Source organism: Cedecea sp. FDAARGOS_727, from assembly GCF_012273235.1.
Lineage (GTDB): Bacteria > Pseudomonadota > Gammaproteobacteria > Enterobacterales > Enterobacteriaceae > Cedecea > Cedecea davisae.
In genome coordinates this window covers 41481-65855 of the sequence record NZ_CP050966.1, presented here as the reverse complement: position 1 = coordinate 65855, position 24375 = coordinate 41481, and the positions used below count along the sequence as shown (strand labels likewise).

Here is a 24375-nt window from a genome sequence, read left to right as displayed (position 1 = left end):
TGGATATTATTATCCCCGATCGCTTTGTATTAGCAACCGAATCACCGAAATTGGGGTTATTGGGGGGAAAAGCAACCCACCGGAGCGGGCTGCTGCGAGACTCAGGAACTGGCGGCGATTTTAGCCGGAGGGGAGAAGAACATATCCCCGAACAGCGCCACCGAAAGCTTGCGAAAGCCCAGCCCTGCCAGCGTGCAGATAGCCAGGCTGATGAATGGATAAATCAGCAGAATAGCCAGCAGCAGCGGGCCGGAGAAACTGCCGTTATTGATGCGGGCTATCATTATCAGGCTCATCGCCTCTATCAGGATGCGGTGCGTGGTGTAAATCGCGATGGTATTTGAGCCGACCACGTTAAGGAATGAGTTCGCGCCGGTTTCGCGCCAGCCGTCCAGCAGATAGAACACCCGCAGAATAACCACGATAGAGACCAGGGAAATCACCAGCGGGACGTTGACCAGGTAAAGCGCCATAGCGCCGCAGGCGACGCCCGCGCAGGTAAATGGATGGCGCGAAAAACGGAAGTCTTTCATCCAGGCCATTAACAGCGGGCCAAACCATGCCCCGAGGCCGTAATAAACCATATTACGCACCACGCTGTTCAGCCCCCACCACGGCAGCGGCATAAAAGTAATAGCGATGTTTACCGCCATCAGCAGGATAAGTATCGGCATGCGGTAGCGGCGCAGCGCCTTAAAAATAACGAAGTACACCAGCAGGGCGTACAGATACCACAGGCTGGTGCTCGCCTTCGCCATGCTGGCGGCAAACTGCCAGAAGGTATCGGCGTAGGCGGCGTTGGCGGTTGGGTTGCGCTCCAGATCCGGCGCCAGCCACTGGTTCAGATGGGTAAGGGCCACCCACTGAATCATCCCCCAGAGCACCAGCACGTAGAAAATGCTCCACAGCCGCTTGTCCACGCTGTCACGCCATCTCACTTCGTGGATGTAGCGGGTTATCAAATAGCCGGAGATAAAGAAGAACACCGGCATACGGAACGGGGCAAGGTAGAGATTGAGGTACACCCACAGTTTGGCGAGATACAAATTAAAGCCAGGCCCCAGCGTGGTGAGGTGAGGGTAGAAGGTGATAACCGAATGGTAGATAACCACCAGGCAAATACATAATCCTTTGATTTGATTAATCCATAGCTGCTTTTTCTTCATGCCATATCCACGTCTTTATGTTTTATCGTCGTCATCGGCCTTTTATCCTGGCGGCATCACGCGGCGAGCACGACCTCAATTGTCTGTATTTGGCGCTGATTTGGTAAATTTAGGAAAAGTTGCAGGCGCTTGAGAAGTAACGGGAATAATTTAGGGTATTGAATTCATTTGGCCGGGGAGGTGTCGTATACTTCCCGGATCTTTGTTTGCTCGTGATACTTCAAGTTGCAGGTGCGTGGCTGCACCGATAGCCCTGGTCATAGTGAGCCAGGCTCCAGGGGGCTCCCGGTCTTGCCGTCTTCCTGCAACCCGAATTATTCAGAGCAAATATGCAACTGCAACAAGACGGATTTCATGTATCAACCTGTCGCGTTATTTATAGGCCTGCGCTACATGCGTGGGCGAGCAGCCGACCGCTTCGGCCGCTTTGTCTCCTGGCTGTCGACGATTGGCATCACCCTCGGGGTTATGGCGCTGGTCACGGTGCTTTCGGTGATGAATGGTTTTGAGCGCGAGCTGCAAAACAACATCCTCGGGCTGATGCCGCAGGCGATGGTCACTTCATCCACCGGTTCGATTAATCCTCAACAACTCCCGGCTGACTCCCTCAAGCTACAGGGCGTAACGCGTATTGCGCCGCTGACTACCGGCGACGTGGTGCTGCAAAGCGCGCGCAGCGTGGCGGTGGGCGTAATGCTTGGCGTGCAGCCGGACGAAAAAGATCCGCTGTCGCCTTATCTGGTGAACGTTAAGCAGACTGGCCTGGTGGCCGGGCAGTACAACGTCATTCTTGGCGAGCAATTGGCCGTTTCGCTTGGCGTAAAACGCGGGGAAAGCATCCGTATTATGGTGCCTTCCGCAAGCCAGTTCACGCCGATGGGCCGCGTGCCGAGCCAGCGTTTGTTCACGGTCATCGGCACTTTCGCTGCGAGCAGTGAAGTCGACGGCTACCAGATGCTGGTTAACCAGCAGGACGCCTCGCGCCTGATGCGCTACCCGGCGGGCAATATCACCGGCTGGCGTCTGTGGCTGGCCGAACCGCTGAAAGTTGACGTGCTTAGCCAGCAAACCCTGCCGCAGGGGACTGAATGGAAAGACTGGCGCGAGCGTAAAGGCGAGCTATTCCAGGCCGTGCGCATGGAAAAGAACATGATGGGCCTGCTGCTGAGCCTGATTGTTGCGGTCGCCGCGTTTAATATTATTACCTCGCTGGGCCTGCTGGTGATGGAGAAGCAGGGCGAAGTCGCCATTCTGCAAACCCAGGGCCTCACCCGCCGCCAGATTATGGCGGTGTTTATGGTGCAGGGCGCAGGGGCGGGCGTGATTGGCGCGCTGCTGGGGGCGCTGCTCGGCGCGCTGCTCGCCAGCCAGCTGAATAATTTAATGCCGGTTATCGGCATCCTGCTGGATGGTGCGGCGCTGCCGGTTGCCATCGAGCCGTTACAGGTGGTCGTTATTGCCCTGGTGGCGATGTTGATTGCCCTGCTGTCCACGCTTTACCCTTCCTGGCGCGCCGCCGCTACCCAACCCGCTGAGGCTTTACGTTATGAGTAATTCTGTCCTGTTGCAGTGTGACAAGCTGTGCAAACGCTATCAGGAAGGCAAAGTGCAAACGGATGTGCTGCACGATGTCAGCTTCAGCATGAACCCGGGCGAGTTAATGGCGATTGTCGGCACTTCCGGCTCGGGCAAAAGTACCCTGCTGCACCTGCTGGGCGGCCTGGATACGCCAACCTCCGGCGACGTGGTGTTTAACGGCCAGGCGATGAGCAAGCTTTCGTCTGCGGCCAAAGCCGAACTGCGTAACCGCGAGCTGGGCTTTATCTACCAGTTCCACCACCTGCTGCCGGACTTTACGGCGCTGGAAAACGTCGCTATGCCGCTGCTTATCGGCAAGAAAAAGCCGGAAGAAGTGCAGAAACGCGCGCTGGAGATGCTGGCCGCCGTTGGGCTGGATCACCGCAGTAATCACCGTCCGTCGGAGCTGTCCGGCGGCGAGCGTCAGCGTGTGGCGATTGCGCGTGCGCTGGTGAACAACCCGCGCCTGGTGCTGGCGGACGAGCCGACCGGTAACCTGGATGCGCGCAATGCCGACAGCATCTTTGAACTGCTGGGCGAGCTTAACGTGCGCCAGGGTACCGCTTTCTTAGTCGTCACCCATGACTTGCAACTGGCAAAACGCATGTCACGCCAGCTGGAAATGCGCGATGGCCGCCTGACAAGCGAGCTGACCTTGATGGGAGCGCAGTAATGGGTTCCCCCCTTTCTTTATTGATAGGCCTGCGGTTTAGCCGCGGGCGTCGCCGCAGCGGCATGGTGTCGCTGATTTCGGTTATCTCCACCCTGGGCATTGCTCTGGGCGTGGCGGTGCTGATTGTCGGCCTGAGCGCGATGAACGGCTTCGAGCGCGAGCTGAAAAACCGCGTGCTCGCCGTGGTTCCGCACGGCGACATCAAGCCGGTGAACCAGCCGTTTACCAACTGGCAGGACGTATTGCCTAAGATTGAAAAGGTCAAAGGCATTGTTGCCGCCGCGCCTTACATTAGCTTTACCGGGCTGGTGGAGAGCGGGGCGAACCTGCGGGCGATAGAAGTGAAAGGCGTTGATCCGGCGCAGGAAGAGCGTTTGAGCGCTTTGCCACAATATGTGCAGAACCATGCCTGGGCGAATTTTAAAGCCGGGCATCAGCAGATAATCATGGGCAAAGGCGTGGCGGATGCGTTGAAAGTGAAGCAGGGCGACTGGGTTTCTATCATGATCCCCAACAACGACGGCGGCACTAAGCTGATGCAGCCCAAGCGAGTCAGGCTCCAGGTCGCCGGTATCCTGGCCTTAAGCGGCCAGCTCGATCACAGCCTGGCGATGGTCCCGATGCAGGATGCTCAGGGCTATCTGGATATGGGCAACAGCGTGACCGGCATCTCCATCAAAGTGGACGACGTATTTAATGCCGTTAAGCTGGTGCACGACGCCGGAATGGCAACCAATTCCTACGTCTACATTTCCAGCTGGATAGGCACCTACGGCTACATGTACCGCGACATCCAGATGATCCGCGCCATTATGTACCTGGCGATGGTGCTGGTTATCGGCGTGGCCTGTTTCAACATTGTCTCTACGCTGGTGATGGCGGTTAAAGACAAGAGCGGCGACATCGCCGTGCTGCGTACGCTCGGGGCGAAAGACGGGCTTATCCGCGCGATCTTCGTCTGGTACGGGCTGCTGGCCGGGCTGCTGGGCAGCGTGAGCGGCGTAATTGTTGGCGTGCTCGCCTCGTGGCAACTGACCAACATTATTAACTTTATTGAAAAACTGATCGGGCACAATTTCCTGTCCGGTGACATTTATTTCATTGATTTCTTACCTTCAGAATTGCACTGGCTGGACGTGGTTTACGTCCTGGTGACGGCGCTCCTGCTCAGCCTTCTGGCTAGCTGGTACCCGGCACGGCGCGCAAGCAATATCGATCCGGCAAGGGTGCTAAGCGGACAATAAAATTTACCTTACTTTTGGGGAGCAGCGATGTATTACGGATTCGATATCGGCGGCACTAAAATTGCACTTGGCGTTTACGACCAGCAGCGGCGTTTACTTTGGGAAGCCAGGGTTGCTACTCCCCATGACAGTTATGAAAATTTCCTCGAGGCAGTCGCCGGGCTTGTTGCTCAGGCAGACGAGCGCTTTGACTGCCGTGGCTCCGTGGGCATTGGTATTCCCGGTATGCCGGAAACCGACGACGGCACGCTCTACGCCGCCAACGTGCCTGCCGCCAGCGGCAAGCCCCTGCGCGCCGACCTGAGCGCCATGCTAGAGCGCGACGTGCGTATCGACAACGACGCCAACTGCTTTACCCTCTCCGAAGCGTGGGACGACGAGTTTCTCAATTATCCTGTAGTAATGGGCCTTATCCTCGGCACCGGCGTGGGCGGCGGGATCATCGTTAACGGCAAATCCGTTACCGGGCGCAGCTACATTACCGGCGAATTTGGCCACACGCGCCTGCCGGTCGATGCCCTGGAAATCCTGGGGCGCGATATTCCGTTCACCCGCTGCGGCTGCGGCAAAAACGGCTGCATCGAAAACTACCTCTCTGGCCGCGGTTTTGCCTGGCTGTGGCAGCACTTCTACCACGAACCGCTGGATGCAAAAGAGATAATCTCCCGCTACCGCCAGGGCGACGAGCAGGCCATCGAACACGTTGACCGCTTCCTCGAGCTGCTGGCCGCCTGCCTCGGCAATTTATTGACCTCAATCGACCCACATTTGGTGGTGATTGGCGGAGGATTGTCTAACTTTAGCGATATCTACGCGCAACTGCCGGAGCGCCTGCCGAAGTATTTGCTGCCGGTGGCGGCGGTTCCGCGCATTGAACAGGCACGGCACGGCGACGCAGGCGGTATGCGCGGCGCTGCATTCCTCCACTACGCGGAGTAACTATGCTTTCTCGTCGTCAACACCGGCTTAGCCGGTTTCGGAAGAACAAACGTCTGCTGCGTCAACGGTTGCGTCAGCGTATTTTTTTCAGAGACAGAATGGTGCCGGAACTGATGGATAGACCAAGAGTGGTGGTGCTGACAGGGGCGGGGATCTCCGCCGAGTCAGGTATTCGTACTTTCAGAGCGGCGGACGGGCTATGGGAAGAGCATCGCGTTGAGGATGTGGCGACCCCGGAAGGCTTTGCCCGTGATCCGCAGCTGGTGCAGCGCTTCTACAATGAACGCCGCCGCCAGCTCCAGCAGCCGGAGATCCAGCCTAATGCCGCACACCTTGCGCTGGCGAAGCTGGAAGAGGCGCTGGGCGACCATTTTGTGCTGGTGACCCAGAATATAGACAACCTCCACGAACGTGCGGGTAGCAAGAACGTTATCCACATGCACGGCGAGCTGTTAAAAGTTCGCTGCGCCAGCAGCGGCCAGGTGCTGGACTGGAAGGACAATATTACGCCTGAAGACCGCTGCCACTGCTGCCAGATCTCTTCCGCGCTGCGCCCGCACATCGTCTGGTTTGGCGAAATGCCGCTGGGCATGGACGAGATTTACCAGGCGATCGCCACCGCGGACTACTTTATTGCTATTGGTACTTCCGGGCACGTTTACCCGGCGGCGGGCTTTGTGCATGAGGCTCGTTTACAGGGGGCGCACACCGTGGAGCTGAACCTGGAGCCAAGCCAGGTGGGAAGCGAGTTCGAGGAGAAACACTACGGGCTTGCAAGCCAGGTGGTCCCTGAATTTATGGATAAGCTTTTGAAGGGATTGTAGTTAGCGGTTGACCCTCACCCCGGCCCTCTCCCTGAAAGGGAGAGGGGGAAAGCGAAGCTCCGGTTCCCTCACCCCCCTGGGGAGAGGGTTAGGGTGAGGGGCGAATTACCGCCCGGCTTTCAACCGCTGATAGTAAGACTCATACAAAGCACTTGCCTCGCCGACATCGTTCTGCCACTCACCGGCTTTAATCACTTCTGCATCCGGGTACAGCGACTTATCTTCCGCTACATTCTTCGGCAGCAGCTTGCGTGCCTCGAGGTTTGGCGTCGGGTAGCCGATGGTTTCCGCAACCTGCTTCGCCACTTCCGGGCGCAGCAGGAAGTTGATCAGCTTCAGCGCGCCGTCCACGTTTTTAGCGTTGGCCGGGATAGCCAGGTTATCCATCCAGAAAATCCCGCCTTCCTTCGGCCAGACGATGTCCAGCGGCGTACCGGCCTGGCGTGCGACATACGCGGAGCCGTTCCACACCATGCCCAGATTCACTTCGCCTTCCATATAAGGGTTAGCCGGGTTGTCTGAGTTGAACGCCGCGACGTTTGGCATCAGCTTTTGCAGCTCGTGGTACGCGGCTTCAATCTGTTTAGGATCGGTAGTGTTGCCGGAATAGCCGAGCTTGAGCAGCGCCATCTGGAACACTTCGCGCGCATCGTCGGTCAGCAGCAGGCTTTGCTTGTATTCTGGCTTCCACAGGTCGGCCCAGCTGGTGACGCTCTTCGGATCCATCGCTTCGCTGTTGACGCCAATTGCCGTTGCGCCCCAGATATACGGAATGGAGTAATCGTTATTCGGGTCGAACGGCTTGTTCAGCATCTCCGGGTCGAGATTCTTAAAGTTGCTGAGCTTGCTTTTGTCTATCTTCTGGATCATGCCTTCTTTGCGCATCTTCGCCACAAAGTAGGTGGACGGCACCACAAGGTCATAAGCGCCGTCTTTATAGGTCTTGAGCTTGGCGTACATGGTTTCGTTCGACTCGTAGGTCGAATAAATCACCTTGATGCCGGTCTCTTTGGTGAACTGCTCCAGCAGGCCCGGCGGCACGTATTCCGTCCAGTTGTAGAAATAGAGCGTCTTGCTGTCGTCTGCATGAGCGGCGCTAACGCCGAGCGCCAGAGCGCCCGCAGCAAGCAGGTGGCGTGACCATTTTATGAAAGGCAACTTTTTCATTTTAACGTCCCCTGAGGTTTAGTTTTATCGCGCAGGATAAGCTGGCTGGCAATCACCATAACCAGCGAGAGTAAAAGCAAAATAGTGGCCAGGGCGTTCACTTCCGGCGAGACGCCAACTTTGACCATGGAATAAATTTTTAGCGGCAGGATTTCGTAGCTCGGCCCGGTAACGAACGAGGAAACCACTACGTCGTCCATCGAGAGGGTAAAGCTCAGCAGCCAGCCTGCGGCAACCGCGGGCATCGCCAGCGGGGCAATAATTTTGCGCAGGATGGTCAGCTCGCTGGCACCCAGATCCCTCGCCGCTTCCAGCATCTTGACGTCAAAACCCTTGAGGCGAGAATAAACGGTGACTACCACAAACGGCAGGCAGAACGTGATGTGGGAAAACAGCAGCGACCAGAAGCCAAGCGAAACGCCCAGCAGCATAAACAGCACCAGCAGCGAGATGGCCATAACGATGTCCGGCGACATCATCACCACAAACAACATGCCGCTGACGAACGGCTTGCCCCGGAAGCGGTAGCGGTAAAGCGCCACGGCGGTAAGCGAGCCGATAAGCGTGGCGGCGCTGGCGGAAACAATCGCCATGGTTAATGAATGCTGAGCCGCCTGAAGCAGGCTGTCGTTATTCATCAGCAGGCTGTACCAGTTGGTGGTAAACCCCTGCCAGTTGATGCCGAAGCGCGAGCTGTTAAACGAATTCACGATCAGAATAATGATCGGAATATACAAAAAGGCATAAATCGCGGACATAAAGCCGCCGCGGAGCAGGCGTCCTGTCATTCGAGTTCCACCTTCTTGTTCAGCAGGCGCGCGGCGCGCCAGTAGACCAGCAGCATCAGGCCCATCACCAGCGTAAGGGTGATGCTGGTTGCTGCCCCGAACGGCCAGTCGCGGATGTTCAGGAACTGGCTCTTGATCACGTTGCCGATAAGCAGGTTCTTCGCGCCGCCCATCAGATCCGAGACGTAGAACAGGCCCATCGCCGGGAGCATCACCAGCAGGCAGCCGGCAATAATGCCCGGCATGGTCAGGGGAATAATGATGCGGATAAAGGTTTGCAACTTGCTGGCCCCTAGATCGCGCGCGGCTTCCAGCAGCGGCTTATCCAGCTTTTCAATGCTGGAATAGAGCGGCATCACCATAAACGGCAGCAGGATATAGACCAGGCCGATTATCACCGCGCTCGGGGTAAACATAATGCGAATGGGCGTGTCGATAACCCCCAGCCAGAGCAGGAACTCGTTGAGATAGCCCTTGGTGCTGAGGAAGATCTTCAGCCCGTAAATGCGGATCAGCGAGTTGGTCCAGAACGGCACAATCAGCAGAAACAGCAGCAGGGGGCGCACGCGCTCCGGCAGCCGGGCGAGGAACCAGGCAAAAGGATACCCGAGCGCCAGGCAGGCGAGGGTGGCTATCACCGCCATATTCAGCGAATGCAGCAGCACCTGGGCGTACAGCGGATCCGCCAGCCGGGTGTAGTTATCCAGCGTAAAGACCATGCTCACGAAGTTATCGTTATCGCGGGTCAGGAAGCTGGTGACAATAATCATCAGGTTGGGCAGGAAGACAAACAGCAGCAGCCAGGCCACCACCGTGGCAATTACCACATTCTGGAATTTACGCGAGCTCTTCATCGGCCAGTACAACCTCCCAGCTTTCAACCCAGGTCACCGCCATTTTTTGATCCAGCGAATGGTCGAAGTCCGGGTCGTCTTCGTTAAAGAACTCGCTCACCATCACCATTTTGCCGTTTTCCAGCTCCACGGTGGACTCAAGCGTCATACCTTTATAGTTACGTTCGCGCACGTAACCTATCAGCCCGTCGGCCTCGGTTGTGCCGTTAATCTCCTCAACGCGCAAATCTTCCGGGCGCAGCAGCACCTTGAGGTTTTGCCCCGGCGTAACCGGCTTGCTGACGAAGATATGGCACTCGCGGCCTTCAACGTTGGCGAGCACGCGCTGGTCATCCGTGCGCTCCACAACCGTGGCGTCGAAAATATTGATCTCGCCAATAAAACTGGCAACGAACAGGTTCTTCGGCTCTTCGTAAATCTCTCTTGGCGTACCGTCCTGCTCAATTTTGCCGTCGCGCATTACCACGATGCGGTCCGACATGGTCAGGGCTTCTTCCTGATCGTGCGTGACAAACACAAAGGTAATGCCAAGCTTACGCTGGAGGGCTTTCAGCTCGTTCTGCATTTGCTTGCGCAGCTTGTAGTCCAGCGCCGAGAGCGATTCGTCGAGCAATAACAGGCGAGGTTTATTCACCACCGCGCGGGCAATGGCAACGCGCTGCTGCTGGCCGCCGGAAAGCTGGTTCGGTTTGCGCTGGGCAAACTCTTCGAGCTGAACCATTTTCAGGGCATCGGTCACGCGGGGCGTGATTTCTGCTGCGGGCGTTTTTTGCATCCTCAGGCCGAAGGCGACGTTTTCAAACACCGTCATATGCGGGAACAGAGCATAGCTCTGGAACACGGTATTAACGTGGCGATGCTCGGCAGGAACGTGGGTGATGTCTTGATTGTCGAGCGTTATCTGGCCGGAGTCGGTGCTTTCCAGCCCCGCTATAAGGCGCAATACGGTGGTTTTGCCGCAGCCTGAAGGGCCTAGCAGCGTCAGGAATTCACCATGATTGATGGTGAGAGAGAAGTCAGAAATTACAGATTTACCATCAAAGCTCTTAGCGACCCCGGCCAGGTTGACCAGCGTCGAGCGCGAACGTTGCTGTTTATTCAATTTTTTACGCTGTCCCATAAATAACGTATCCGAAAGCGGGGATACGGGGTTTGTGATTAACCACCTTGGGTTTTGGCACGTTGAGTGAGGGCAAGGATTCTACGGCAAAGAGGAGGTAATCGCCAATCCCGCGATGGAGAAAGCAGGCCCGAAATCGGCGGTTATTTTCTCTTGTTAAGGGTAGGTTGATAACACGGCATTGCTACAAACGCGATAAACTATTTTTCCCGTAACCCATTAAAAGTGACCTGACGCAATATCTGCCCGATGCGGCTTATTGATAATTGGTGTCACAAAAAACGAGGGTGGCTAAATGGATAAATTACTTGAGCGCTTTTTGCAGTATGTCTCTCTGGATACACAATCCAAACCCGGCGTTAAGCAGGTGCCGAGCACGGAAGGGCAATGGAAGCTCCTGCGTCTGTTAAAGGAACAGCTGGAGCAGATGGGGCTGGTGGACGTCACGCTCAGCGACCACGGCACGGTGATGGGCACGCTGCCTGCGAATATTACGCACCGCGTTCCGGCGATTGGTTTTATCTCCCACGTTGATACCGCCCCGGACTTTACCGGGAAGAACGTTAACCCGCAGATAGTCGAAAACTACCGCGGGGGCGATATTGCCCTGGGCATTGGGGACGAAATACTTTCCCCGGTGATGTTCCCGGTGCTCCACCAGTTGATGGGGCAAACGCTCATCACCACGGACGGCAAAACCCTGCTGGGCGCGGACGACAAAGCAGGCGTGGCCGAAATCATGACCGCCCTGGCGGTGCTTAAAGAGAAGAACATTCCGCACGGCGATATTCGCGTAGCGTTCACGCCGGATGAAGAAGTCGGCAAAGGCGCGCATTTCTTCGACGTGGAAGCCTTTAACGCCGAATGGGCGTACACCGTGGACGGCGGCGGGGTAGGCGAGCTGGAGTCGGAGAACTTTAATGCTGCTTCGGTCACTATCAAAATCGTCGGGAATAACGTTCACCCCGGCACGGCAAAAGGCGTGATGGTTAACGCCCTGTCGCTGGCGGCGCGTATTCATGCCGAAGTCCCGGCGGATGAAAGCCCGGAATGCACCGAAGGCTATGAAGGTTTCTACCACCTGAACACCATGAAAGGCTCTGTTGACCGCGCCGAGATGCATTACATCATCCGCGACTTCGACCGCGAGCAGTTCGAAGCCCGCAAACGCAAAATGATGGAAATAGCCAAAAAGGTCGGCAAAGGCCTGCACCCGGACTGCTATATAGAGCTGGTAATAGAAGACAGCTATTACAACATGCGCGAGAAAGTGGCCGAGCACCCTTATATTGTTGAAGTCGCCCAGCAGGCAATGCGCGACTGCAATATAGAGCCGATTATGAAGCCCATCCGCGGCGGCACGGACGGCGCACAGCTCTCCTTTAAAGGCCTGCCGTGCCCGAACCTGTTCACCGGCGGCTATAACTACCACGGCAAACACGAGTTCGTGACCCTGGAAGGCATGGAGAAGGCAGTGGCGGTTATTGTCCGTATTGCTGAATTGACGGCTAAGAAAGGCTAAATCGGCTGAGAACTACTAATTATGGGAGGGGCTTTTGGCCCCTTTTTTATTAGTGTTGGTGGTGGGACTAGATCTGTTCTCCATTATTTTATTCAGAGCGCTGTTAGCAGTATCTGTCGCTCGCTCTCAGCGGGTTTCCGGCTTGGTTAGTTTGTCTGCTTTGTGCCAGGAGCGGACGTTGCTCACCTATAAGTACCCTAGTAAAACGAAACACTCATCTTTGCAATCTTTTTACGTTTATAAGAAGTTCCTCGATCAGCTCTTCCGAATTTTGGCTGTAATGCAATGCCCGATGGCAATTCGGGCATAGTGCAATACAATTGCTTATGGTGTCAGCACCAGATAAAGAGACTGGTATCACATGATGGACTTCGAGATATGGGGTATCGCCATTTATTAAGAACGGTGCATTTTCACCACATCTTTCACAAACTCCCTTACTCTTTTATTACAATACCTAAGCTTTAACAGCAGGATTCCGAATATAAACCTTCTGAACTCTTTTTAATGTTCCAATTTTTTATATCCCTCGGGTTCGTTCAAAGGAATTTTTATTTGCTTGCTGATCATTTTACTTAGAACACTCTCATCATTTATAGGCTCGAAAAGCGCTGATGTATCTCCGTATATGATAGGTTTCCAAAACTCAGCACTATTGACACCAAGAACATTTATCATTGCTTGCTTAGTTCTGTTCCCTGATGGTGCATCTTTTTTACCAGTGCTGATCAAATGAGTCTGATACATACACATTTCTTGGAGAATATCGGAATGGTAGTTTCCCACTAATGAAAAATACTCATCAGGATGTATTTTTCTTTCAGCTATAGATGGTATATGTCTTCTAATTAGTGATGAGGCCAAATACACAACGACTTTGTTTGCCCCGGAATAAATAAGTCGTTCAACGATATAATCGAGGGCAACATCATAATCTTTTTTCTATGCGCCGGTCCCTAGGACTCAAATATCAGGCCATATACCCCTTCTTCTTCACCTACTTGGTACTTTGCGTTCAGTTTCATACCATTTTTATCAATAACTTGCTATGTATTGCGCGGGAAACGTCTATTTTAAATTAAGGAATTGTGAGGCGGGATAATGGATTTAGGAATTTGGCTAGAGTTAGACATGTTAATAAGTGGGTGTGATTTCACTTTAAATTCAATTCCTAAACATTAAAGAAAGCAAGCTGGCTTATATAAACAGCCAGCCTTGGATAATTCAGTTCACTTCTTACATAAAATACTGGGTTTTACTCCGTACTCAATACATGCACTCAAAAATGTATTTATAAGCCAGATTAGCTGAACAGTATAAGGTTTGGCTGACTGATTTTCCTTGATGATTTCCAACTCATCGATTAATGTTTGTTTCCTTAAAAAAGGAGCGGCTAATATTAAATCCCTATTAGTTTTCGGACTCTCATTAATTTTGTCAAGAGCTAACTCAATGTCTTTCCTGGATGTGCCAATTGGTCTAACTCTACTAATCTGCGTTTGTAAATATTTTAAAGACCACTCATTATCATACTTATCAAGGTAGAGTTCTTTTGGTGAATGCAATCTGCCAATATTTTTCAAAGCTTGACTTATAACTTCATGAAACTTACTGGCGCCATAGCTCTCTTTTTTAATATATTTAGAATGAATAAACTTTATGGATGGATTTCCTGTTGTGATATCCAGCACAATATGGTCGGCCCACTCATCATTCATATCGTCACAAATCACAATAACACCTTTATTTGAATAGATGTTTTCCACTCGTCTAAATAGCGATCTCACTGGAAATCTTTTAATATTTGCTGGATAAGATTGTTTATCATCTTTCTCTTTTTCCGATCTGATTGTTGAAAAATCAAAGCTATCATCAAAAACGGACAGGAAAATATTCAAGTTATTTAACATTGTCTTATCTTCAAAACACGAACGACCATGATAGCAATATTGGGGGGAATCGAAGGTTATAGTGAATGGCTTAAAGTTGTTAATATATTTACTAAGCGACATTAACTGAGAACCATTTTCATTAATCATTATGCCATCGAGATATTTGGATACTATAGTAACAACTTTAGTATTGAATCTTAGACGACATTTGAATTTGATTCTTAAATTGGTTAGCGTTTCACCATCTAAGAAATATGATGATTTAAATCCATTGAAAAATTTATCAAGCTCAACGGAACTTAACGTCACCGTTCCATGAGGCAGGTCTTTTGTTAGTGTCAAATTATGGGACGTACCACGTACCATATCATCCAATTCGCTAAGATCTATAAAAATAGCTTTTGGCTTGACTTTTTTTGCTAATAATTTACTCAAAGTAATTGGGGAAGAGAAACCTGCCATTAACTTACTTGACAATGAGGCTGTGTTGGATAATTCATTTACTGTGGCTATTGCCCATGAACAGAAATTAAAAAAATCCACTTTTTTATCTTTGTATCCTATTCGTGAAGTATTTGGCGTTAAAGTAAATATATCATTTCCTGTCTTGACTCTAAATACTCTTGGAATTGAACGTCCAGTCGTGTTAGGAGAAAGAATTCCACTTAGGTTTTTTGCTTCCACTGTTCTATTTCTTATCACTGAATCTGAAAGTGACATATTCCTCATGCTAATTTTTTCATACTCTGGATTCAGCCTTCCATTAAAGTTTGAAAATTTATCAAACTCAAAGTATTCTATGAACTTTTCTAACTCGCTTTCAATTGCATCAACATTTTTCTTCGATATTATTAAAAAATCCTGAACCTCCAAGATCATTAGATATGCATACTTGCTTTCTGAAATGCTAGTGCCTTGTAGAAATGAAGGCTCTTCCATAATTTTAAAAGACGCCAAAGAGTATGTTAAATTTTCATCACCTACAACAGCTTCAGATTTAATTTTCTTTATAAGAAAGGCACCATCTTTTGTCGAGGAGATGCTTCTAAAAAGATTTATTATTTTATTTCTTGATAAAGATTTCTTTAACTTAAAAAATTGTGCGTTTTTTGATAAAATTAAATCATTGATACTGAAAATATATTTAGTCACTTTGATGTCCTTATAATTAATATTTGAATGTTCAAGAAGAACTAGACAGCATTTCAGAGAAAACCAAAGGGGGAATGAAATAGTTTAGATTCAGAAAATCACATTAACACATAAGACATTAAAAGTAATTATCTAAAATAATATCAATTATTGACTCGCGCAGTATTTAACTGCAAAAATTTGATTTAGGTTGTTTTTTTTTACAAAGGCCAAGCCACTAGGCCCGAAATGCGGCTTCTGTCGCCTCTGTCGGTTCGGCGGAGCTTGCCGGCGTGCCGGTTAGCGCAATTGGCCTGACGACCCGGGACACTGGGGAGCAGAAATTTTAAGAAATCCGGAAAATTGACCGTTGTTTGAAATAAAAACGCCATTGTAACTTTCGTGTTTAGACATAGAAAAAAATTTTTTTAACAAAACATAGTAATGCGCCTTGTGCGGTGATCAAAATTGCGAACTTCCGCTTCTCGCTCACAGCGGACCTTCAGTTCAGTTATACCATCCGCTTGTTGCTCAAAGTACATATTAATCCCCACTCTAAATAACCAAAACAAAAAATACCAACCATCAATTAACCCATCTACCAATTCTGGGAGCTAAGTTCCCTGGCAAGAATGGTGTTTCGCAGAGGTACGCGAATGGGAATCATAACAAACGCAACAAAAATATATCCGTCACTGAAATGTCTCTAAAGAAACTAGGATCCTTTTTCAGAAGTAGAAATCACGCCAGAAAAATAAGCAGCAAGAATTTGGAATCAAGCTCGCAATTATCAAATATACCGAAAAAGGAATAAGGAAATGCAACGAGGTTTCCAGTTATCATGTTTTCGGGATCTTCCTCAAATTCTCAAGGTTTCCAATAATTTAGCAAGTCCATACTGTTGACTTATCCAGTGATAAGTAAGAGGGTAGGGGGGCAATTTAAGGTAGTGAATATAGAGTCGCCCCCGAATGGTGCGCCAACACCAAACGAGGGCTAACCACAATGTAACTTCAAAGGAGTCACACCATGGCTGGTGCCGATAGTAACACATTTATCCACCCGGAAATCAAAGATGATCAAAAGCTTATGGCCGGAGATATTACAGCTTTATTAAAAACGCCGCTGGGCGCAACGGACGATTTATTTCATGTGCTGAATGTTTGCCGCTGCTGGGCCGGTGAATTAATCGAAACAGATAATCACGTTGAATATATCGCGCTGTGTGGGCGTCTGCTGTCGGGGTTTAATGTGCTGAGAGCGGTGTTAGATAACCCGCTGCCGCAATACCTTATTGAGCAGTTAACGGTAGAAGAAGGGCAGCTAGATAAGCTCCGCACCCCGCTGGAAACAGAGTCAGAAACCCTCTGCGAATATTGTTCCGCCTTAACCATGGTGCTGCTGAACCAGGAGCTTTCAGCGGAGCAGCAGGTGCAGATAACGGACCTGTTATATGAAGTGTTCGGCATGCTGGAAGAAGATTTAAAAGCGCCGCGGTTCGTGCGCACGAAGAAAGGGCTGGCAATGATAGACGGTGGCGTGTTGCCGGGTCTTCATTAAGCAGAAGTGTCCCGCCTTCTCAGCCGGCAAGCGGCTTTGGTGAGAAGGCGGGAGAACAGGGCGTTAGTCTTCGAAGAACCAGTAGCCGCTGTTCACCAGAGCGGCCAGCGTCGCCAGGAAGGAAGGATCTTCCAGCGCGTCGCCAAATTTCTCCGCATCCAGCTTAATGTGGCTTGCCAGGGCTTCTACCGCCGGGCGGTGCGGGCTGTCCAGCTTCTCGCCGTTAACGTAAACCTCACCGGCAATGCGCAGCACGCGCAGGCCGCCAAGGCGAACCAGGGAATCACCCTGCTGGAGTGCGTCGTAAATCTCATCCGGCTGGTAAGGCGGCTCCGGCGGGGCCACATCCAGCTCGTGGCGGGACTGGGTAATAAACTCCCCGAACCAGCTGTTGAAGGTTTCCGGCTGGTTAACCATGTCCAGCATCATGCCGCGCAGCTTATCCAGCTCCTGGGGCAGAACATCCGCCGGGTGCTGGCGCTCAGGAACATCCGGGTCGGTATAGCGCAGGCTGCCCAGCTCACGCTGCAACACGTAGTCGGCAAAACCGCTGATAAGCTCTCTGCCGCTTGGGGCACGGAAGCCAACCGAATAGTTCAGGGCATTTTCAAGGGAGTACCCCTCGTGCGGGAAACCCGGTGGAATATACAGAATGTCGCCAGGCTCCATCTCTTCGTCGATGATGGCGTCGAACGGCTCAACCTGGAGCAGGTCCGGGTGCGGGCAGTGCTGCTTCATGGCGACTTTTTCGCCCACGCGCCAGCGGCGGCGGCCGGTTCCCTGGATGATAAACACGTCGTACTGATCCAGGTGCGGGCCAACGCCGCCGCCGGGAACAGAGAAAGAGATCATCAGGTCATCAATGCGCCAGTCGGGCAGGGCGCGGAAGGGGCGCATCAGGGCGCTGGAAGGTTCGTGCCAGTTGTTCACCGCCTGCACCAGCAGCGACCAGTTGTTCTCGCCCAGGTGATCGTAGCTCTGGAACGGCCCGTGGCTGACCTGCCATTTCCCGCCCTGGTGGCTCACAAGGCGGCTGTCCACCTCGTTTTCCATGGCCAGGCCCGCCAGTTCGTCCGGTGAGATAGGGTCGATGAAGTTTTTAAAGCCACGTTTCAACACCACCGGGCGTTTTTGCCAGTAGCGTTGGATAAAGTCGGGCCAGTTTAAATCCAGTTGGTAATCCATATTGTTGTCTTCCTGCAGGTGGAGGAGCCTGACACGGATTATAACGGATGGCGGCCCCGCTTACGGGACTATTTCAATCCTCATCCTGTTCAGGCTGCTGGCGGGCGAAAATAACTTCCATTCTTGCGCCGCCGAGCGGGCTGGAGCTGGTCTGGATCTCGCCGCTGTACTGCTCCACGATTTCTCTGGCGACAGAAAGCCCCACGCCCTGGCCGGGGCGCAGCGTGTCGGCCCGCTGGCCGCGGTCAAACACCATGGCTCGCTTGCTCTCCGGGATGCCGGGGCCGTCGTCTTCCACTATCAGGTGCAGCGAATCTTCGGTCTGGCGGGCGGTGATTTCAACAAACTCAAGACAGTATTTACAGGCGTTATCCAGCACGTTGCCCATGACTTCCATAAAGTCATTTTTCTCGCCAACGAAGGTAATTTCCGGTGACACGTCCAGGGTGATGTTCACCCCTTTGCGCTGGTAAACCTTGTTCAGCGCCGAACAGAGTTTGTCCAGCAGGGGGGCAACCGAGTGCAGTTCGCGGCTCAGCAATGTGCCGTTGCCGCGCATGCTGGCGCGGTGCAGGTAATAGCCGATTTGCTGGGAAATACGGCTGATCTGCTCCAGCATCACCGGTTCGGCTTCCTCAACGTCCATTTTGTCGGTGCGTAGCGAACGCAGGGTGGACTGCAACACCGCCAGCGGCGTTTTCAGGCTGTGGGTTAAATCCGTCAGCGTGGTGCGGTATTTGTCGTGCCTGTCACGCTCGGTCCGCAGCAGCTGGTTAAGGTTGCGCACCAGGCTCGTTAACTCGCGGGTGGTTTCCGGGTTGAGGCTGTCGCGGTCGTGTTTTTCCAGCTCGCGCACTTCCTGGGTCAGCTCCTGAATAGGGCGCAGGCTCCACCAGGCGGCGAGCCACAGCAGCGGCACCACCAGTAACAGGTTGGCAAGCAGGACGTAAATAAACCAGCTCCATACCATATAAGAGCGTTTAAGCTCGATAGGAATGGTATCCACAACCACCACAGTCAGGGCAGGCATGTGCGCGGTGGCCGGGTAGAGATTAACCGCCACCGAGTGGGTCATTTCGTAGCCGTCGTCGCTTTCGTCGTCGTGCATGTCTTTTAGCTGGGCGAGGCGGTCTTTGTCGTTGTCCAGCAGGGCGCTACTGGTGGCGAAGTCCGCTTCCAGTTCGTGGAAGCCGTTCCCGCTCAGCCACTCTTTCTGGATCTGCTGCACCACGTCCGGCACGTTGCGCTGCATCCACAGCAGCTTACCGTGCTCGTCGTAAATCAGCGCCATGGTCGGGCTTTGCACGCTTACGTTCTCGGGCAGGTCAACCTGTAGTTTACCGTCCTTCCAACTGGCGAGGGTGTAGAACAGGTTGCTTTCGCCGCGCAGCAGCCTGAAGGTGGTTTTATCGAAGCTGACGCTGTAGCCAACCAGCGCAACCACGCCGTAGGCAAGAGACAGCACCATCACGACCGCTGCGGTAGCCAGCAAGAAGCGAACCCGCAGCGAGAGCGGCAGAATATGGCGAAAAATATTTGGCATTTAGTGTAAGTCGAACCGGTAGCCCTGGCCGCGCACGGTGGTAATCACCTCTTGCGGATACTCTGCCTGAATTTTTTTACGCAGGCGGCCCATCAGTACGTCAATGGTGTGGCTCTCGCGCAGTTCAGCGTCCGGGTACAGTTGCAGCATCAGCGAATCCTTGCTTACCACTTTTCCGGCGTTGCGGATAATGGTTTCCATAATGGTGTATTCAAATGCCGTCAGCTTGATCAGATTGTCATTGATCGACAGCTCACGGCGGGACAGGTCAACCTGGAACGGCGGCAGGGAAATAACCTGCGAGGCCAGGCCGCTGTTACGGCGCATTAAAGCCTGCATGCGCGCCACCACTTCTTCCAGGTGGAACGGTTTGGTCACGTAGTCGTCGGCACCCGCGCCGAGTACTTCTACTTTGTCCTGCCAGCCTTCGCGGGCGGTCAGCACCAGAATCGGAATGGTGACATCGTGGCTGCGCCAGCGGCGGATCAGGCTCATGCCGTCTTCGTCCGGCAGGCCTAAGTCAACAATCGCAATATCCGGCGTGTGTTCATTAAGGAAATAGTCGGCCTCTTTTGCATCTTCCGCAGCATCAACCTGATGGCCAGCTTCACGCAGCTGCACCTTAAGGTGGTGACGCAACAGGGCATTATCTTCCACAACCAGAACGCGCATCGCTTTTCCCTCAATCCGTTAATTTGCCATGTTAGTTTAACGCGAATTATCAAAGAGGAGGAGTAAACGACGGATAAACAGCAGGAAATAGACGCCGCCGGGCGACGGCGTCACGGGGATTACTTCAGTTCGTCAACCATAGTGGTTGCGCGGCCAATGTAATTTGCCGGGGTCATCGCCTTCAGGCGAGTTTTTTCTTCTTCCGGCAGCTCAAGGCCGTCGATGAACTGCTTCATGCCTTCGGCGTCAACGCGCTTGCCGCGGGTCAGCTCTTTTAGCTTCTCGTACGGTTTTTCAATGCCGTAGCGGCGCATCACGGTCTGGATTGGCTCAGCCAGCACTTCCCAGTTGTGATCCAGCTCGTCCAGCAGGCGGTCGCGGTTCACTTCCAGCTTGCTCACGCCCTTCAGGGTGGACTGGTAAGCGATCAGCGCATAGCCGATGCCCACGCCGAGGTTGCGCAGTACGGTAGAGTCGGTAAGGTCACGCTGCCAGCGGGAAACAGGCAGTTTGCTTGCCAGGTGTTGCAGCAGAGCATTAGACAGGCCGAGGTTGCCTTCGGAGTTTTCGAAGTCAATCGGGTTCACTTTGTGCGGCATAGTGGACGAGCCGATTTCACCCGCAATGGTCTTCTGCTTGAAGTGGTTCAGGGCGATATAGCCCCACACGTCGCGGTCAAAGTCCAGCAGGATGGTGTTGAACCTGGCGATGCAGTCGAACAGCTCGGCGATGTAGTCGTGCGGCTCGATCTGGGTGGTGTACGGGTTCCACTGAATGCCCAGAGAAGTCACGAACTCTTCGCTGAACTGGTGCCAGTCCACTTCCGGGTAAGCGGCGATGTGGGCGTTATAGTTCCCGACCGCGCCGTTGATTTTGCCGAGGATCTCGACTTTTTCCAGCTGGCGGAACTGGCGATCCATACGGTAAGCGACGTTAGCCATCTCTTTCCCGAGGGTGGACGGAGTAGCAGGCTGGCCGTGAGTACGGGACAGCAGCGGGATGTCGCGGTACTGCACCGCCAGGTCTTTCACCGCATCAATAATTTTGCGCCAGTACGGCAGCACCACTTCTTTGCGAGCCGTCTCCAGCATCAGGGCGTGAGACAGGTTGTTAATGTCTTCGGACGTACAGGCGAAGTGAATAAATTCGGACACCGCGTGCAGGGCAGGGAGCGCTTCCACTTTCTCTTTGAGGAAGTATTCAACCGCTTTTACGTCGTGGTTGGTGGTGCGCTCGATGGTTTTAATACGTGCCGCATCGGCTTCGCTGAACTCAGCGACGATTTTATCAAGGTAACCGTTTGCGTCCGCATCAAAAGCAGGAACTTCCTTGATCGCTGCGTGCGCGGCCAGCTTTTGCAGCCAACGTACTTCGACCTGTACGCGGAATTTCAGCAGACCAAATTCGCTGAAAATAGCGCGCAGAGCGCTGACTTTGTCGCCGTAGCGCCCGTCAACGGGGGAAACGGCGGTCAGTGAGGATAATTCCATAACAACTCCTGAGAGGTTAACAATGAGCAAGAATTTGTTTGGCCTGAGTGGTCAGGCGACTACGGGAAAACATTAATTGCAGGCGGCCACCGCCGACCTGGTGCCACAGCACGGCGGCACGAATACCGGCCAGCAGCGTGGAGCGCACTTTGCTTTGCACCTGCGGGCTTTGCAGCACGGCAGGGGAGCCGGTGACCTGAATACGCGGGCCAAGCGGGCTAATGACATCAACATAAATCCCGGCCATCGCGCTCAGCAGCGTGTCTGACTCAAGATCAAAATGTTCAAGCTGGCGTTGCAGGCCGTTAATTTTGCTACCCAGCGTGTCCATCGCGCCTTTGCTGGCGTGGAGTTTACGCTCCAGCACCATCAGGCTGAGAGTATAGCGGGTCAGCTCGGCGTTCAGCCCCTGGCGGCTACTGGCGTTCAGCACGCCGAGCAGCGTTTCCAGGCCCGGCTTGAGGTTAGCTTCACTCCCGCCAAAAACCGCTAAAGTCGAGCCCGGGTTCAGGTCAATCACGCTGTTGAGCGAGACGCGCAGCGCGTCGCTGTCGCAATGGCCCTGATGCGCTAACTCCTGCACCAGACGAGCCGACTGGCAAATGCCCGCCAGCGCGAGGGTAATGTCGTAGTAGTTTTTAGCCACCGGGCTGCGTCCTTGTGTGTAATTAATTAACGAGCGGCAGGCGCTGCTCAATAATGCCGCCGCCGAGGCACACTTCGCCGAGGTAGAACACCGCGGACTGGCCTGGCGTAACGGCTGCAACCGGCTCTTCAAAACGCACTTCAATACGTTCAGCGTCCAGCGGCGTAATGGTGCAGGGAATATCTGCCTGGCGGTAGCGCGTTTTCACCGTGCAGCTCAGCGGCGCGGTCAGCGGCTCTCTGTCTACCCAATGCAGCTGCTGGGCAATCAGCCCAACCGACATCAGGCGAGGGTGCTCGCCACCCTGGGCAACCACCAGAATGTTTTTTTCGACGTCTTTATCGACCACATACCACGGATCTTCGGACCCTTCTTTGGTTCCGCCGATGCCGAGGCCTTTGCGCTGGCCGAGCGTGTGGTACATCAGCCCCTGGTGCTGACCTACTTCATCCCCGTCAACGGTGATGATTTTGCCCGGCTGGGCTGGCAGGTAGCGGCCAAGGAAGTCGCGGAATTTGCGCTCGCCGATAAAACAAATACCGGTGGAGTCTTTTTTCTTCGCGGTTATAAGATCCAGCTCTTCGGCGATGCGGCGCACTTCCGGTTTTTCCAGCTCGCCAACCGGGAACAGGCTTTGGGCAATCTGTTCGTGGCTCAGGGTGTACAGGAAGTAGCTCTGGTCTTTGTTGCCGTCCAGGCCGCGCAGCAGCTGGCTTTTACCGTTCACGTCGGCGCGGCGCACATAGTGGCCGGTGGCGATGTAGTCGGCACCTAAATCTTCTGCGGCGAACTCAAGGAAGGCTTTAAATTTGATTTCTTTGTTGCACAGAATATCCGGGTTTGGCGTGCGCCCGGCTTTGTACTCTTCCAGGAACAATTCGAACACGTTATCCCAGTATTCTGCGGCAAAGTTAACGGTGTGCAGTTCAATGCCGAGCTTGTCACAGACCGCCTGGGCGTCAGCTAAATCTTCCGCCGCGGTGCAGTATTCCTCGCCATCGTCTTCTTCCCAGTTCTTCATGAACAGGCCTTCCACCTTATAACCTTGCTGTTGCAGCAACCAGGCGGAAACGGAGGAGTCGACACCGCCGGACATCCCGACGATTACTTTTTTCTGGCTGTTATCAGACATGGAGATACTCACGACATTGAACTTCAAAGCGGCGTATTCTATCACGCAGCCTTTTACTTGGCACCCCCGGAAAACGGCCAGTTAAAAGCGCCTAACATCGAGAGGGGGTAACGCTCCTTCTGCTGGTAACAGCGGATGCTTTCTGCCACCAGCGGCGAGCGCAGGTTATCGGCGGTAAGAATTTGCTCCGCGTCCAGCCAGTGGCAGCAATCAATGTCGCTGTCATGCGGCGTGGTCGGCAGCTGTTTTTCGAGATCGATCGCGAACAGAAAACGCAAAAACGGCGTCTGGTCCGGGGCTATCCACTGGTGCATACGGATAAAGCTTTGCGGCTCGGCGGTAATGCCGGTTTCTTCCCACAGCTCGCGTTTAGCGGCCTGGAGCAGCGTTTCATCCGCTTCCAGGTGCCCGGCAGGCTGGTTCCACAGCGCCTTGCCGTTAATTGTCTCCTCAACAACCAAAAACTTACCTTCGGCCTGTACTACGCAGGCAACGGTGACGTGCGGTTTAAACATGGGCTTTCCTTATGCTGAGGTGAGTGGGAGTTCGCGCCAGCCGCCCGGCTCGAGGCCGTCGAGGGTTAAATCCCCCATTGCATAGCGGATCAGGCGCAAAGTAGGGTAGCCAACGTGCGCCGTCATGCGGCGAACCTGGCGGTTACGGCCTTCATAAAGCGTGATTTTAAGCCAACTGGTGGGAATTGATTTACGCTCGCGGATTGGCGGGTTGCGCGGCCAGAGCCATTCCGGCTCGCCCACCAGCTCTGCACCTGCGGGCAGGGTGGGGCCATCGTTCAGCTCAACGCCGTTACGCAGCGCCGCAAGGGCTTCTTGCGTCGGCTCGCCTTCCACCTGCACATAGTAAATTTTGCCGGTCTTTTTGCCCGGCTGGGTCAGCCTGGCCTGTAGCGCGCCGTCGTTGGTCAGCACCAGCAGCCCTTCGCTGTCGCGGTCCAGGCGGCCTGCTGCGTAAATCCCTGCCAGCGGGATGTAATCCTTCAGCGTACTGCGCCCCGCTTCGTCGGTGAACTGCGGCAGCACATCGTAAGGTTTATTAAAGATAACCAGCTTCTTTGGCCCGCCGGGCTTCTTGCGCTTCGCGGTCTGCTGGTTGCTGAATCGTTTAACTTGGTGATTCTTAAAAGAAGTTTTGTTCATAGTATTTTCAGGGCGGGTGGATTAACGCATTATAACGGAAATCATGAGTGATTGGCGCGAGCCTGATATTGCAGTAGTATGAGCCCGCAAAT

The 24375-nt window shown here is 53.4% G+C and carries 23 protein-coding genes; 7 read left to right on the top strand and 16 right to left on the bottom strand.

The window, feature by feature from the left end; all coding sequences use genetic code 11:
• Window positions 1-101: 101 nt before the first annotated feature.
• Window positions 102-1166 carry an acyltransferase family protein gene (locus FOC35_RS00380; RefSeq protein WP_172567814.1) on the bottom strand — a complete coding sequence of 355 codons (1065 nt, stop codon included), beginning with the start codon at window positions 1164-1166 and terminating at the stop codon, window positions 102-104.
• A 354-nt stretch (window positions 1167-1520) separates the two neighbouring features.
• Here FOC35_RS00380 and lolC point away from each other — a divergent pair, with 354 nt between their 5' ends.
• Genes lolC through cobB form a run of 5 tightly spaced genes read left to right on the top strand, consistent with a single transcriptional unit; the run spans window position 1521 to window position 6424 of the window.
• On the top strand, window positions 1521-2720 hold the full coding sequence (gene lolC, locus FOC35_RS00375; protein ID WP_016535896.1) for a lipoprotein-releasing ABC transporter permease subunit LolC: 1200 nt from the start codon (window positions 1521-1523) through the stop codon (window positions 2718-2720).
• Entirely contained in the window at window positions 2713-3417 is a 705-nt protein-coding gene (lolD, locus tag FOC35_RS00370) for a lipoprotein-releasing ABC transporter ATP-binding protein LolD (RefSeq protein WP_016535897.1), read from the top strand. Before lolC ends, lolD begins: the two co-directional genes overlap by 8 nt.
• Window positions 3417-4661, top strand: a complete 1245-nt coding sequence (lolE, locus tag FOC35_RS00365) for a lipoprotein-releasing ABC transporter permease subunit LolE (protein WP_172567813.1) — start codon at window positions 3417-3419, stop codon at window positions 4659-4661. Before lolD ends, lolE begins: the two co-directional genes overlap by 1 nt.
• 27 nt (window positions 4662-4688) lie before the next feature.
• On the top strand, window positions 4689-5600 hold the full coding sequence (nagK, locus tag FOC35_RS00360) for an N-acetylglucosamine kinase (RefSeq protein WP_172567812.1): 912 nt from the start codon (window positions 4689-4691) through the stop codon (window positions 5598-5600).
• 2 nt (window positions 5601-5602) lie between these two features.
• Window positions 5603-6424, top strand: coding sequence for a Sir2 family NAD+-dependent deacetylase (gene cobB / locus FOC35_RS00355; RefSeq protein WP_172567811.1), 822 nt, complete (start codon window positions 5603-5605; stop codon window positions 6422-6424).
• A gap of 105 nt (window positions 6425-6529) precedes the next feature.
• Here the strand turns inward: cobB and potD are convergent, their stop codons facing one another.
• Genes potD through potA form a run of 4 tightly spaced genes read right to left on the bottom strand, consistent with a single transcriptional unit; the run spans window position 6530 to window position 10353 of the window.
• Window positions 6530-7591: a spermidine/putrescine ABC transporter substrate-binding protein PotD gene (gene potD, locus FOC35_RS00350; RefSeq protein WP_172567810.1), complete on the bottom strand. Its 1062-nt coding sequence runs from the start codon at window positions 7589-7591 to the stop codon at window positions 6530-6532.
• On the bottom strand, window positions 7588-8379 hold the full coding sequence (potC, locus tag FOC35_RS00345; protein ID WP_016535902.1) for a spermidine/putrescine ABC transporter permease PotC: 792 nt from the start codon (window positions 8377-8379) through the stop codon (window positions 7588-7590). The genes potD and potC overlap by 4 nt, the downstream gene beginning before the upstream one ends.
• A complete protein-coding gene (gene potB, locus FOC35_RS00340; protein ID WP_172567809.1) occupies window positions 8376-9233 on the bottom strand; it encodes a spermidine/putrescine ABC transporter permease PotB in 858 nt (285 codons plus the stop codon). Before potB ends, potC begins: the two co-directional genes overlap by 4 nt.
• Complete coding sequence (gene potA / locus FOC35_RS00335) at window positions 9217-10353, bottom strand: spermidine/putrescine ABC transporter ATP-binding protein PotA (protein ID WP_172567808.1); 1137 nt, start codon at window positions 10351-10353, stop codon at window positions 9217-9219. The genes potB and potA overlap by 17 nt, the downstream gene beginning before the upstream one ends.
• Before the next feature lie 295 nt (window positions 10354-10648).
• Between potA and pepT the strand changes: the two genes are divergently transcribed.
• Window positions 10649-11875, top strand: coding sequence for a peptidase T (gene pepT, locus FOC35_RS00330; RefSeq protein ID WP_172567807.1), 1227 nt, complete (start codon window positions 10649-10651; stop codon window positions 11873-11875).
• A 214-nt stretch (window positions 11876-12089) separates the two neighbouring features.
• Here pepT and FOC35_RS22905 read toward each other — a convergent pair whose 3' ends face one another.
• The 3 genes from FOC35_RS22905 to FOC35_RS00320 all read right to left on the bottom strand — a co-directional run bounded on the left by FOC35_RS22905 (window position 12090) and on the right by FOC35_RS00320 (window position 14919).
• The gene (locus FOC35_RS22905) at window positions 12090-12272 is read right to left on the bottom strand and encodes an HNH endonuclease (RefSeq protein WP_305792510.1); all 183 of its coding nucleotides are present in this window, start codon (window positions 12270-12272) and stop codon (window positions 12090-12092) included.
• 107 nt (window positions 12273-12379) lie between these two features.
• Entirely contained in the window at window positions 12380-12622 is a 243-nt protein-coding gene (locus FOC35_RS22900) for a hypothetical protein (protein WP_305792504.1), read from the bottom strand.
• Between the two features lie 482 nt (window positions 12623-13104).
• Window positions 13105-14919, bottom strand: coding sequence for a hypothetical protein (locus FOC35_RS00320; protein WP_172567806.1), 1815 nt, complete (start codon window positions 14917-14919; stop codon window positions 13105-13107).
• Window positions 14920-15927: 1008 nt separating this feature from the next.
• On the opposite strand from FOC35_RS00320, the gene FOC35_RS00315 reads away from it, so the two are divergent.
• Entirely contained in the window at window positions 15928-16458 is a 531-nt protein-coding gene (locus FOC35_RS00315; RefSeq protein ID WP_172567805.1) for a hypothetical protein, read from the top strand.
• 63 nt (window positions 16459-16521) lie between these two features.
• Here FOC35_RS00315 and FOC35_RS00310 read toward each other — a convergent pair whose 3' ends face one another.
• The 8 genes from FOC35_RS00310 to rluE form a co-directional block, all read right to left on the bottom strand.
• The gene (locus tag FOC35_RS00310) at window positions 16522-17643 is read right to left on the bottom strand and encodes a cupin domain-containing protein (RefSeq protein ID WP_016535910.1); all 1122 of its coding nucleotides are present in this window, start codon (window positions 17641-17643) and stop codon (window positions 16522-16524) included.
• Between the two features lie 73 nt (window positions 17644-17716).
• Window positions 17717-19186 (bottom strand): two-component system sensor histidine kinase PhoQ, encoded by a 1470-nt coding sequence (gene phoQ, locus FOC35_RS00305; RefSeq protein ID WP_172567804.1) that lies wholly within the window; start codon window positions 19184-19186, stop codon window positions 17717-17719.
• Entirely contained in the window at window positions 19187-19858 is a 672-nt protein-coding gene (phoP, locus tag FOC35_RS00300) for a two-component system response regulator PhoP (RefSeq protein WP_016535912.1), read from the bottom strand.
• 119 nt (window positions 19859-19977) lie between these two features.
• The gene (purB, locus tag FOC35_RS00295) at window positions 19978-21348 is read right to left on the bottom strand and encodes an adenylosuccinate lyase (protein WP_172567803.1); all 1371 of its coding nucleotides are present in this window, start codon (window positions 21346-21348) and stop codon (window positions 19978-19980) included.
• 16 nt (window positions 21349-21364) lie between these two features.
• Window positions 21365-21994 (bottom strand): high frequency lysogenization protein HflD, encoded by a 630-nt coding sequence (gene hflD, locus FOC35_RS00290; protein ID WP_172567802.1) that lies wholly within the window; start codon window positions 21992-21994, stop codon window positions 21365-21367.
• A gap of 22 nt (window positions 21995-22016) precedes the next feature.
• Window positions 22017-23126 carry a tRNA 2-thiouridine(34) synthase MnmA gene (gene mnmA, locus FOC35_RS00285; protein ID WP_039898094.1) on the bottom strand — a complete coding sequence of 370 codons (1110 nt, stop codon included), beginning with the start codon at window positions 23124-23126 and terminating at the stop codon, window positions 22017-22019.
• Between the two features lie 53 nt (window positions 23127-23179).
• Complete coding sequence (locus FOC35_RS00280) at window positions 23180-23641, bottom strand: NUDIX hydrolase (RefSeq protein ID WP_172567801.1); 462 nt, start codon at window positions 23639-23641, stop codon at window positions 23180-23182.
• Between the two features lie 9 nt (window positions 23642-23650).
• Window positions 23651-24283 (bottom strand): 23S rRNA pseudouridine(2457) synthase RluE, encoded by a 633-nt coding sequence (gene rluE, locus FOC35_RS00275; protein WP_172567800.1) that lies wholly within the window; start codon window positions 24281-24283, stop codon window positions 23651-23653.
• Between the last annotated feature and the right edge of the window lie 92 nt (window positions 24284-24375).